Raw genomic sequence first — 12,193 nt, 5'->3', positions numbered from 1 at the left:
ATCAAATTCGATTGACAATCCAGTTTACACCGAAGTTTTGTGAGGGTGGCTCAATTATGGCTAAATCTGCACTGATGGCAATGCTGCGCCGCGCTGCGAGTATTGCCCAAAAGTCTCGGGAAACGGGCATTCCGGCTGATGAATTACTGGGGATGCTGGCAGATCGCACTTCCAATTTTCCCATATCTCGGCGCCAGTTGCTGCACGGGGGTTTGGCGGTAGCGAGTGCTGCTGCTGCTGCGACTTTTACTCGGGAGGGAGCTTTTGCTCAACAAGGCGGACGATCGCCCATTTTGGTTGTGGGTGCGGGAATTTCGGGTTTGACGGCGGCCTATCGCTTGCGTCAAGCGGGCGTGCGTGCCGATATCATTGAGGCAACTAACCGCGTGGGGGGGAGGATTCGCACGGCTTCCAAGGTGGCTGGAACGCTGATTTCTGCCGATTTGGGGGGAGAATATATTGACACTGGCCACACTACTTTGATTTCCCTGGCGACGGAATTGGGTTTGCAGGCGATCGACTTACTTGGCGTGCAGCGGGGATTGGTGAAGGATACTTTTTTCTTGGATGGGCGACGCTTTTCTCAAGAACAATTAATCGCAGATTTTGCGCCGCTAGCCACTAAAATTAGTGCTGATTGGCAGGCAGTGGGCGATAACTTTAGCTATCTGGATTTTACGGAAACTGCAGAAAGATTGGACAATATTTCGATCGCCCAATATCTCGATGGAGCTGATACTAGCACGATTGTCCGGCAGTTGCTCCGCATTGCTTACACGGCGGAATACGGCCGAGATCCCGAGGAACAGTCGGCGTTAAATCTGCTGTTTTTAATCGGTTCTGAACCTAACACTTTTGAATTGTACGGCAACAGCGACGAGCGCTATCAACTTGAAGGCGGTAACAGTCAAATTGTCAACCGTTTAGCGGATCAATTGTCTGGTTCGATCGAGGCGGGGACGGTTTTGGAAGCGATTACTCTGTTACCAGACGGCCGCTATCGGGTAAATTTGCGATCGGGACAAAGCGCCTTCGAGCGCACTTACGAGCGAGTTTTGTTAACTTTGCCGTTTAGCACTCTGCGTGACGTTAAAATTAACGTACCTTTGCCGCAACCGAAGCGCAGGGCGATCGAGCAATTGGGCTACGGTACCAATTCTAAGTTAGTTACCGGCTACCGCAGCCGCATTTGGCGGGAAGTTTATCAATCAACTGCTTCTGTTTACACCGATTTAGGATTCCAAAATAGCTCGGAAGCTACGCCTTTTGCTCCGACTGGTAACGGTTTAGTTACTAATTTTACAGGAGGAAAGCAGGGTTTGGCGATCGGTAGCGGAACTCCCGAAGACCACGCAAAACAATTCTTGGGACAATTTGAAAGAGTTTTTCCCGGAGTGAGTAATTTGCGAACCGGCAAAGCTGTACGAGCTTTTTGGTCAGGAGAACGCTTTTTTAAAGGTTCTTATTCCTGCTATTTAGTCGGACAGTGGACGCAAATGTACGGCGTTGAAGGCGAACGAGTTGGCAATTTATATTTTGCCGGAGAACACACTTCGCTGGAAAATCAAGGTTATATGGAAGGCGGTTGCGAAACCGGACAAAGGGCGGCTTTTGAAATTTTACAAGATTTGGGTTTGACAGGTTCTGCTGATGCTTTGAATACTCGCAGTGCGAGCAGTTTGAACCAGCGCCGTCCCAGCCGGAAAGTTCCCGGAACCCGGAATCTGAGGAATAGGAATCCGAGTATTAGATAATAACGTAAGGTGCGCCGCAGCGCACCCTACAAATATCACAGATAATTTATCAAACAATTTCGTCCGGGTTAATTCCTTGAGCGCGTAAATATTCAGCAAGGCGATCTGCTCGTTCGCATTCGCGATCGGCCCGTTCGCGTTCGAGTTCGACCCGTTGTCGTTCCGCTGCTATCTGTTCTACACCCCAGAAAAGCAGATTTCCTGCTTCATCCCACCAGCGCAACCAATAACCAGTACGCTGTTCTTTTTCCCCCCGCCAAGTTCCCAAATACAAACCAAAATCTGCTATCCAATGGCGACCTTCTTCATCAGGAAATTCGAGTTTGTAATTGCCATTTTGCAAACGATAGACCTCCAACAATCCACTTTCTGGATCGAAAATGATGTAAGTTGGCACTTGCAGAATTTGTTCGTAAAAAAACCACTTTCCGGGAGGAAAAGTACGTCTAATAGAATATTCCTCGCCGTCTGTTTCCGACAAAAACTCCATCACAATGCTTGGGATTTCTCCTTCCAAGTTTGGGGTGTAGCTTTTGCGGTCTCTTCTCGATTCTACCGGGAGTACGGAAGGTACATAAACCCAATCTGGTGCTTTAATAACTAACTCGCCGTTGACAGTAGCGCAAATGCCAAATTTGCTAGCAATCAGCATTAGCGGGCCGATTAATCCTCTCAGTTCTAAGATTTCTCGCAGTGCTCCGGCAATTAGCGGTTGACCTGTATTCTCCACGGGTTTTTCTTCTAATTGGAAGTCGTCTGGCAACTTCTCCCAAGTTACGGTCATTGCTACCGTTTTTTGTTTTGGGTAATCTTGAGTCGCGACCATGACTTTATTTCTAAAATTTGATATTTTATTATAACATACTGTAAGATAAGACGGCAGTTGAAACCGCATTTTTACAAACAAAGCCAGCTTATATAGGGGGTTGAATGAAGGGCGATTAAAATTATGTTTTGCGTTATTTTATTCAGTTCGCAAAGGTAGACTTTGTTTTTGTAGGTGCGGTTTCAACCGCCGTCTGGATATGAGAAAAAATATGAAAATATTACATTTTACACTAGCCTTATCAACCTTGCTAATCTCGCCACTCTCAGCTAGCCCTTTGCTGGCAGATTCTAGAAATACCAAAATTCAAATTTCACAAATTGACGAGCCATTTTGCTACATGAAAACTCCCGACGGCAAAACAGTAGATTTGGGCAAACTCTGCGAAAAATCACTAAATTCGGAAACTGCCCAAACTTGCATTAGTGGTTCCAATATTGCTGCAAAATTATCAATTGCGGCGGTTAATTATGACGGCAGTTTTTTCAGCGGTAAAGTGGTCAATCAAGGCTGCAAAACAATCAAGAATGTGAAAGTCAATTATGAAGTTTTGGACGAATCGGGTAATTTAATTGATAACGGATTTATTGACGCTCTACCAGTTACTGTTGCACCCGGAGAGTCCGCTACTTTTAGGGGTGCAGTTGTCGCAGGGGCTAAGGTGCAGGCGACTTATGCAGATGCTTTAGAATGATTGTGGCGATTTGCCCGATCGCTGATATCATATTCTGGCTCAGATATCTCTAAAAACAGAATTTGCGAGGGCAAAATATCTTGAAAACTCGATCGACATACTGGCAAATTTTACCTTACCTCCGTCCCCAAAAACAAACTATCGGTAAAGCATTAGCTTGTACCGTAGTATTTACCATATTTTGGCCGATTATAGCGTGGCTAGTTGGCGAAACCGCCAAATTTATAGGTAAAGGAGATTTACAAGGGTTCGCTCAAATTGCTGCACTCAGCGCCATTATCTTTCTAATTCGCGGTACAGCCCAGTACGGTCAAGATACGCTGATGGCAAAAGCTGCTTTGACTATTGCTTTAGAAATTCGTAAAAAAGTCTACTCCCACTTGCAAAAACTTAATATCGGCTACTTTGAAACCGCCAAAACCGGAGACTTATCCTACCGCCTCACCGAAGATATTGACCGCATTGGCGAAGTAGTAAATAAATTTTTTCATCAGTTTATCCCTTGTGTTTTGCAGCTAATTGCGGTTCTGGGATATATGATTTATCTCAACTGGCAATTAACTCTAGGTGCATTAATTATTGCACCGCTGATGGCTATTTTAATTGGCTGGTTTGGTGAAAGACTGCTAAGTTACTCGCGGCAAAGTCAAAATCGCATCTCTGATTTATCCGCTTTGCTGACAGAAGTATTCAGTGGCATTCGTTTAATCAAAGCATTTGTGGCTGAAGACTACGAAATTGCCCGCTTTGCAGAAGAAGCAGAACAAAACCGCCGCGCTAAGTATTTGTCAGAAAGAATAAAAGCACTTCAGTTCGTTGTAGTTGGCTTTCTGGAAGCGATGAGCGTAATTTTGCTCTTTTTCCTGGGAGGTTGGCAAATTTCTCAAGGAAATCTCACAGGTACTCAATTTATAAGTTATATCGCAGGGGTGGCACTTTTAATTGACCCCATTGCTATCACAACTGCTAATTACGGGGATTTTAAGCAGGGAGAAGCTTCTAGCGATCGCATTTTTGAACTATTAGCAATTCAACCCGCTGTAGTCGAAAAATCGGGTGCAATTGAACTGCCCCACGTTACCGGAAAAGTCGAATACCGCAATATTAATTTTGCCTATAACTCAGAGACACCGATTTTACAAAACATGAGTTTGTTGGTGCTTCCCGGAGAAATGATTGCCCTCGTGGGCGCATCCGGTGCGGGTAAAACTACTTTAGTAAACTTGTTACCCAGATTTTACGATCCGCAAGCGGGACAGATTTTAATTGACGGTATTGATATTCAAGATGTCACCTTAAATACTCTGCGCCGGCAAATCGGAATTGTACCGCAGGAAACAATTCTTTTTTCGGGTACGATTGCTCAAAATATTGCTTTTGGTCAATCTTATTATGAACTAAAAGATGTGGAAAAAGCGGCACAAATTGCTAACGCCCATCAATTCATTACTGAGTTTCCCGACGGTTATCAAACTTGGGTTGGAGAAAGGGGTGTAAATTTGTCTGGCGGACAAAAACAAAGAATTGCGATCGCCCGTGCGGTTCTGCTCGCTCCCAGAATTTTGATTCTCGATGAAGCTACATCGGCGCTGGATTCGGAATCTGAAGGTTTAGTGCAGGAAGCCCTGGAAAGATTGATGCGCGATCGCACTGTGTTTATTATCGCGCACCGCTTGGCTACTGTGCGGAGAGCCGATCGCATTTTAGTTTTGGAAAAAGGCAGAATTGTGGAATCAGGGACGCACGAGGAGTTGCTGGAAAAGGGCGATCGATATGCTGGCTACTACGCTCAACAGTTTAGTCAGTAGGTACGTTAGAAACCGGGTTTTTGGCCGTTTCTGCTGGCCTCAACGAAGTATTCTGGAAAAAACCCGGTTTCTGACCACCCGTGCGTACTAAAGCCCAAGAAACCGGGTTTTTGGCCGTTTTTGCTGGCCTCAACGAAGTATTCTGGAAACAACCCGGTTTCTGACTACCCGTGCGTAAGTTCTGTTCGGGATAACTCTAGTAACGGAGGACACGGCAATGCAGTTTTCCTACCCCAAAATCATCGATTTTCCTCGATGAGAAATGTAACCCTCGCCCGATTAATTGTAGGACCACGGCACTGCCGTGTCCTAATTATGGGTAATATCAATTCCGATGAAGTATGGTAGGTTTAGTTGTCCCATGAGTTTCTTTCTTCTTCTAGTTCCCGGTCAATTTCTTCAACAGTTCTGGAGACATGACGGCTGCGGATTTCTGTAAGCAATTCCAACACCTTACGCCGCCCACCTTGAGGCTTTTCTGGTATAATCACAAACACTTCAACCTCTTCGCCCACCGATCCAGGCGGCACTTCAATTTCAAGTTTATTTCCTGCAAGAACTTTGGTTGTAATCCGTATTGCTGACTGCATACTTCCTCCTTTGCGATGATTAATTTTCAACAGCCCCTAAAGCTTTGAGCGTGACTTTTTCAGCTTCCGTTAAACCCGTAACCCCTGTGATATTCATGTTTTCATAAGGTCGGTCACTTTTCAGTATTTTGAGGCACTCACCTGTCTCAACATCCCAAAGTCTAATTGTGCCATCACGACTGCAAGCAGCAATAATTTTTTCATCTGAACTGGAGGCAACTGAGTTAATTCTACTCGTATGACCTTCCAAGATTTTCAGACATTCACCTGTACGGATATCCCATAATCTTACCGTTAGATCGACACTTCCACTAGCAACTATTTCACCAGAATAACTAAAGGCAACTGAACGTATCCAATCAGTATGCCCCTGCAAAATTTGGAGGCATTCACCACTGCAAACATCCCATAATCTTACTGTTCGATCGACACTTCCACTGGCAAGTATTTTACCATTTGGACTGAAGGCGATCGTGCGCGCCCAACCCGTATGCCCCTGTAAGATGTGGACGCATTCACCAGTATGGATATCGCACAGCCTCACCGTTCCATCAAAACCTGCACTGGCAAAGATTTCGCCCAAAGGACTGAAGGCAGCCGAGTATACTGAACTGTTATGCCCTTGCAAGGTTTTGAGGCATTCACCACTGCTAATATCCCACAGCATCACCGTTTGGTCATAACTTGCACTAGCAAGTATTTCACCCGAAGGACTGAAGGCGATCGACCGCACTTCCTTTCCACACTCTGACAAAGTATGAAGGCATTCACCACTGCGAATATCCCACAACCTCAGTGTTTCGTCATAACTTCCGCTAGCAAGTATTTCACCCGAAGGACTGAAGGCAACTAAGTGTACCCGACGGAGATGCCCATGCAAGATTTTGAGGCACTCACCAGTGCTGACATCCCACAGCCTGACTGTTTGCTCGTCATCCCCGGTGGCAAGCATTTCGCCGTTTGGACTGAAGGCAATCGACATTACTTGAGTGCTATGCCCTTGCAACGTATTCAAGCATTCACCGCTGTCGATAGCCCACAGCCTCAGCGTTTGATCATAACTACCACTAACAAGTATTTCACCCGCTGGATGGAAGGCAACTGACCCTACTTGATTGCTATGCCCTTGCAAAGTATTTAAGCATTCACCAGTGCGAATATCCCACAGCTTCGCTGTTCGATCGTAACTTCCACTTGCGAGTATGTCGCCATTTGGACTGAAGGCGATCGACCGTACTCGATCGAAATGTCCCTCCAAAGTTTTGAGACATTCACCGCTACCGATATTCCACAGCCTCACTGTTTTGTCGCTACTTCCACTAGCAAGTATTTCACCAGTAGCATTGAAAGCAACTGAAAACACGTTTTTAGTATGACCGTACAAAATTTTGAGGCATTCACCAGTACCGACATTCCACAGCCTCACTGTTGTGTCGCCACTTCCACTGGCCAACATCTCACCAGCAGGATGGAAAGCCACTGAAAATACAACTTTAGTATGGTCTTGCAAAATTTTGCAGCATTCACCAGTGCGGATATCCCATAACCTTATCGTGCGATCGAAACTCCCACTAGCGAGTATATTTCCATCAGGATTGAAGGTGACTGACATTACTGCTTCGGTATGTCCCTGCAAAACTTTTAAACATTCACCAGTCTTGACATCCCATAACTTGATTGTATTTTCATAACTCCCGCTAGCAAGTATCTCACCATCAGGACTGAAGGCGACTGACTCCACCACGTTAGTATGTCCTTTGCAGGTCAATATTTCTCTGCCACTGCTAGCTTCCCACAAGCTAACTACGCCATCAGTATCACCTGTAGCTAACAGTTGGCCATCTGGACTAAATATTACTGACCGAACACCGCCGAAGATTTTAGTAAAAGAAGAATTAGCCAAATTTGCTTCAGCAAAATTGACGCGGCGCAGCGTAGCATTTGTAAAATCAGCACCTAAAATAACTGCACCAGAGAGGTCTTTACCTTCTAAAGCAGTCTTGTCCTTTTTTAACAACAGAGTTGCCGCATGTCCTCCCACATAACCCACATCGCTTTCTGTTTTGCCTCGCGTTGCTTCCAGAATTTCGAGTAGGGGCGACTTCTCTAAAGCCCCCCTTAACAAGGGGGGAGAAATTGCATCCAACATCGGCAACAACAAATCCATGACTGCTTTCGTCAGTGGCGCTTGCCCGAAACTGTGGCGAAGTTCACTTAAATTTTCAGCAACAAATCCCTTCAAAGGTGCGATTAGTTCGTTGTTGTTTCTCTTCTGGGCCTGAAGCCGGCAATAATTAGACCAGGTGTACGATCGAGGTTCTGCATCAGGATTGACACAAGACTGTTCAGGCGCAACCAATTCGGTAAAATCTGTGGCCAAAACTCCCAATTCCGCTGCAAATTTATAAGCGACAAAAAACTCTAATAACGAACGGTGCGCCGGAGTATAATCGCCGTCGGCATTACGAATCAGCATCGTTTGACCCATCATGTCGTAGTGCCAGTGGTCTAAGTCTTTTTCCTCTTGCACCACTGAACCAAACAGGCCGCGAATGCGATCGGGAAAACCGCGATAATTCAGGCTCATTTGGTCGGTAGACAGCATTTCCCAAGACAGTTCGCACAAAAAGTAAAGCTTATCTGCTAGGGAAGTAAAAGTGCGTTCGGCTGTGATATCTCTCTCTATCTTCCGCCGCACCGCATACAGATAGATCCGCGACATATCGACTGGTTTTCCAGCTTCAATATCGGGCAATGCTTCCAAAATTAACTCGGTCATCACCGGGCGACGCGCTAAATCCAATAACTGCGGGTTTCCCATCACTTTTTCTACTGTCGCCGCTTCTGTTTGAAATGACAGCGCTTGCCCAATTTGTTCGTCGTTAAATTTCTCTAATTCTAAGACTTCAAATTGGGGAGTTTCGCCTGTTAAAATGGTTGTTGATGCTTGCAGTTCTGCATTGAACAATGCCCGTCCTTCCTTGCCTTCAGGAAAGTGTTCGGTACGGCAAGTGAGGATGACTTTTGCGCCGGGAACGACGGTTTTTGCTAGTTCCCAGAAGTTGTTGATGGTTTCTTGCCGATCGCACTTAGCGGCCATTTCATCAAAACCATCGAAAATCAACAGAAACTTACCCATGCGATTCAGTTGTTCAAAGGCAGAATAACCCGCCAAAGGTATCTCGTGTTTCCGAAAGAAAAACTCAGAAAATAGCGACTCCACACTAACGGCTTTCGCGTAATCTCGCAGCGGAATTACTAACGGCAAACGCGGGCGTTCCAAGCCGCGCTTTTGAGCATATCGGTAGCGTTGCAGTGCCATCCAAGCATAGTGCATCGCAAACCAAGTTTTCCCCGTTCCAAATTCTCCTAAAACTGAAATATGTTCTTTTACTGGGTCATTCAACCACAAATCAATATAACCTTCGATCCAGCCATCTCGCCCGTCATAATGACTCACGCCTATCTTGCGGTGAGTATCGGGGTCAATTTCTTCTTTCGTACAAGCTAGCGGCACGTATTTAGTATTAATTTCTCGGCTAGTAATTTCTGTTTCTAGCCAATCGAGATAAGCGGTAAAATCGGCATCTTGGTCGAGTAATTCATCGAAGGTATAGCAAGCTAAATTATGATTTTCTGGTTTCTCTACTTCATCCCGCGCGGCGCGACTGATGCGGCGGGCGGTAACTAACCAGCCTTCATCGGTGCGCTGTTTTTCCACCGAATCGCGCAAGGCGGAGATGTCTCTGAGTCCCGCTTCTCCGGCAATTCCGCGCACTAAAATGCGATCGTACCGATTGCGTCTGACAGGAACATTGATAATCCATTCAAAATAGTTATCCTCCGAGATTTGATAGGTTTCAAACTTATAACTTAATGTTTCAAACCACCCGCGCACTTGTTGTGATAAAATAAAAGCTTGAGACTTTTGAATATTCGTTGATGCTGCGGGAAGTGCGGGATAATCTTCAGATTCCAGTCGCGCAAATTCGGTGCGAATTCCTTCCAGCGTGGGAAGGCGTTCGATGCGATCCATTACCATACATAGGCGTTTTTGCAAAGAGGCGATCGCATTTCCCACCATCACATCACCCAGCGTCCGCGTCCGCTTTGCGACTTCCATAAACACGGCCGCAAAAGCCATGAATTCCCGTCTGGGGTCAATCCCTAAATCTCGAAGTTCTTTGCCCAAAGCAGACTCGTTGAGATAATCTTCACCAGCTTTAATTAAAATGGCTGGGCTATCGGACTCGAAAGCTTTGCGAAATGCTGATTCAATTTCTTTTTGGCGAAACAGTTCTAAAATTTGTTTGGGTTTGCCTGCGCCGTATTCTACTAAAGTATAAACATAAACTCCGCTAAAATCTGCGGGCGGCGCATCGGGATTGAGGTTGAATCTTTTTAATAATTTGATGACAGCTTCGTTCCGTTGAAGCTTGTCTTTGACGGTGCCGAAGGGAATTGCCGTCAGGAGGCTGATAACTAAGTCGAGACTAATTAGCATGATTTAGGCTTTCCTGTTTTTCCGTGGAAGTAATGCTCAAATCTAGAATCGGTAGGCTGTGTCCCTGAAATGTGTTGCGGCAGCAAACTGCTGTAATTATATGTTAACAGGAGTTACGCACTCCGGCAAAAGAAACCGGATTTTTACAGATTCTGCTGGCTGGAACGAAATATTTTTGGAAAAACCCCGGTTTGTGACTGCCCGTGCCTAGGTTCTATTCAGTTAATTAGCTTAGCAGATTTTACTAAAAATGACAATAATAAAACAGAGGAAAAGCCGACATATTTTGTGGTAAAATTAACGGTCATATTAGTTGTTATATCCTGAATGTAAAAGCTAAAATATAGATAACTTGCAAATAAATTTTGCTATCTATGAAAATACAATCATCAGTGCTAGTCCACCTGGGATTTGGTAAATATGTACGCTCCGATCGCGTAACAGCAGTAATACCAATCGAAGAAGAACGGGGGCCGGGACGGCGGACTTTCGTGCACGTAGACGGCGAAGCTGACCCGATCGTTGCTTCGCGCGCGGAAGATACGATCGTCCGCGATTTGGTGCAAGAACCGCGCGAAATAACTCAAGCTCGCCAGCAACAAGAAATCCTGCAAGATTTGCTCGCAGATTTGAGCAACGTTAACGTCACTGTGCGCCGCATCAGCCGCGATGAAGGCGGACTCGACCTCGAACGTTTAGAGCGCCGGATTCGCCAAATTTTAGAAGCCTAAAAACAAAAGACCGCCCATGCGATCTTGCTCCCAGTCCGCGCAGGCGGACTTTGTTTGTGTAGACGCGGTTTATAACCGCCGGAATTGATTTATGCAAACCTGGTTTATAACCGCCGGAATTGATTTGTCGAAAAGCTACTTCAATGTAACTTCGATATCTGCTAAACCGGTGAGTTTTTCCACTGCTTGCTGTTCTTCAACTCGCGGTACAAAAATAGTTAAACCTCCGGGAACGCACTCAATAGTAATCGGAGTCATGCCGAAAATCTCACCGTCTACAACTACTTTCTGAGGCGGATCGGTAGTAATTTTTACCTTTTTGGCGCGCAAATAACCGATGTCGTCCCGATCGCTCGGATTGCCGGTCAAAGCTGTTTGCAATAGGTGATAAGAAGCTGCGATCGCCCCAGCTTTATTTTCAGGCGCAACCAGCGTCACATCCAGCAAGCCGTCATCAAAAATAATCCCCGCCGGGCCTTGAGCTAAAATCGAAGTAGGCGGCGCTGCATTCGCCACCGTGACGGCTACAGCAGTAACGCTGACGATTTTATCTTCTGTCTCGATTTGGGCTTCAAATCTTTCTAGATTGTTTAACTGTCTAATTCCCGACAGAATGTAAGCCAGCATTCCCCAGCGATTCTTCATATCGCGATCGGCTAATTCCACAGTTTCCGCCTCAAAACCCACGCCAGCTAACAAAACCATCGGCATTTCACCGTTGCAAGTCGCCGCATCCACCACCCGCCTCAACCCACCCAAAATAGTTTCGCAGGCTGCTTCAATTGTATTCGGAAGCTCTAAAGCATTAGCAAAAGCATTTGCAGTTCCCCGCGAAATAATTCCTAAAGGAATATTTGTGCCGACAATCGCCCCAGCAACTGCTGATAGTGTGCCGTCGCCCCCGCAAGCAATAATTTCGTCAACTCCCCTAGCAACTGCTTCGCGGGCGAGTCGATCTGCGTCTATTTCTGGCGTTGTCAGCACAATATCTAAGTCAATAAACGGCTCTAAAATATCCTGAATTATCGCTAAATCTTGGTCTGGGTCTCTGTTGCCGGCGACGGGATTAAAGATTAGGCAGGCTGAACGTTTCATAGTTGATAATCAGTAATTGGTAATAGGTAATGGCTGAACTGAAATCATCGTTTTTCCGTTTGTATCGAAGTTTCGACCCCCTAAATCGCTCTTAGGATCGAAAAATTAATAACTCAAACAACTTCTACAGTCTTCTCTCCTGTAAGTTGCCATATCGAAGGAGGCAGAGCCAAAGCATCTGCATTACCAGG

At 45.7% G+C, this 12,193-nt stretch carries 8 protein-coding genes; 4 read left to right on the top strand and 4 right to left on the bottom strand.

Going from position 1 to position 12,193, the window contains the following annotated elements:
• Positions 1-56: 56 nt before the first annotated feature.
• Positions 57-1,754: a flavin monoamine oxidase family protein gene (locus IQ263_RS08645; protein WP_194067070.1), complete on the top strand. Its 1,698-nt coding sequence runs from the start codon at positions 57-59 to the stop codon at positions 1,752-1,754.
• A 49-nt stretch (positions 1,755-1,803) separates the two neighbouring features.
• Here IQ263_RS08645 and IQ263_RS08640 read toward each other — a convergent pair whose 3' ends face one another.
• The gene (locus tag IQ263_RS08640) at positions 1,804-2,580 is read right to left on the bottom strand and encodes a Uma2 family endonuclease (RefSeq protein WP_194067069.1); all 777 of its coding nucleotides are present in this window, start codon (positions 2,578-2,580) and stop codon (positions 1,804-1,806) included.
• Positions 2,581-2,791: 211 nt separating this feature from the next.
• Between IQ263_RS08640 and IQ263_RS08635 the strand changes: the two genes are divergently transcribed.
• Together IQ263_RS08635 and IQ263_RS08630 are read left to right on the top strand one after the other, a co-directional pair.
• On the top strand, positions 2,792-3,274 hold the full coding sequence (locus tag IQ263_RS08635) for an FxLYD domain-containing protein (RefSeq protein WP_194067068.1): 483 nt from the start codon (positions 2,792-2,794) through the stop codon (positions 3,272-3,274).
• 80 nt (positions 3,275-3,354) lie between these two features.
• A complete protein-coding gene (locus tag IQ263_RS08630) occupies positions 3,355-5,082 on the top strand; it encodes an ABC transporter ATP-binding protein (protein WP_194067067.1) in 1,728 nt (575 codons plus the stop codon).
• A 350-nt stretch (positions 5,083-5,432) separates the two neighbouring features.
• On the opposite strand, the gene IQ263_RS08625 is transcribed toward IQ263_RS08630, so the two are convergent.
• Together IQ263_RS08625 and IQ263_RS08620 are read right to left on the bottom strand one after the other, a co-directional pair.
• Positions 5,433-5,672: a hypothetical protein gene (locus tag IQ263_RS08625; protein WP_194067066.1), complete on the bottom strand. Its 240-nt coding sequence runs from the start codon at positions 5,670-5,672 to the stop codon at positions 5,433-5,435.
• Positions 5,673-5,691: 19 nt separating this feature from the next.
• Positions 5,692-10,176, bottom strand: a complete 4,485-nt coding sequence (locus tag IQ263_RS08620) for a WD40 domain-containing protein (protein ID WP_228049898.1) — start codon at positions 10,174-10,176, stop codon at positions 5,692-5,694.
• Positions 10,177-10,550: 374 nt separating this feature from the next.
• Here IQ263_RS08620 and IQ263_RS08615 point away from each other — a divergent pair, with 374 nt between their 5' ends.
• Positions 10,551-10,907 (top strand): hypothetical protein, encoded by a 357-nt coding sequence (locus IQ263_RS08615; protein ID WP_190740317.1) that lies wholly within the window; start codon positions 10,551-10,553, stop codon positions 10,905-10,907.
• 135 nt (positions 10,908-11,042) lie between these two features.
• On the opposite strand, the gene IQ263_RS08610 is transcribed toward IQ263_RS08615, so the two are convergent.
• Positions 11,043-12,002: a YegS/Rv2252/BmrU family lipid kinase gene (locus IQ263_RS08610; RefSeq protein ID WP_194067065.1), complete on the bottom strand. Its 960-nt coding sequence runs from the start codon at positions 12,000-12,002 to the stop codon at positions 11,043-11,045.
• Positions 12,003-12,193 lie beyond the last annotated feature (191 nt).

The sequence above is a fragment of the Tychonema sp. LEGE 06208 genome (genome assembly GCF_015207505.1).
Classification (GTDB): domain Bacteria; phylum Cyanobacteriota; class Cyanobacteriia; order Cyanobacteriales; family Microcoleaceae; genus Microcoleus.
This window is presented reverse-complemented; position numbering and strand designations above follow the sequence as displayed.

Bases quoted from the DNA above. Each gene is read 5' to 3' on its own strand.
- IQ263_RS08645 (WP_194067070.1), top strand. From the start codon at position 57: ATGGCTAAATCTGCACTGATGGCAATGCTGCGCCGCGCTGCGAGTATT.
- IQ263_RS08640 (WP_194067069.1), bottom strand. From the start codon at position 2,580: ATGGTCGCGACTCAAGATTACCCAAAACAAAAAACGGTAGCAATGACC.
- IQ263_RS08635 (WP_194067068.1), top strand. From the start codon at position 2,792: ATGAAAATATTACATTTTACACTAGCCTTATCAACCTTGCTAATCTCG.
- IQ263_RS08625 (WP_194067066.1), bottom strand. From the start codon at position 5,672: ATGCAGTCAGCAATACGGATTACAACCAAAGTTCTTGCAGGAAATAAA.
- IQ263_RS08620 (WP_228049898.1), bottom strand. From the start codon at position 10,176: ATGCTAATTAGTCTCGACTTAGTTATCAGCCTCCTGACGGCAATTCCC.
- IQ263_RS08615 (WP_190740317.1), top strand. From the start codon at position 10,551: ATGAAAATACAATCATCAGTGCTAGTCCACCTGGGATTTGGTAAATAT.
- IQ263_RS08610 (WP_194067065.1), bottom strand. From the start codon at position 12,002: ATGAAACGTTCAGCCTGCCTAATCTTTAATCCCGTCGCCGGCAACAGA.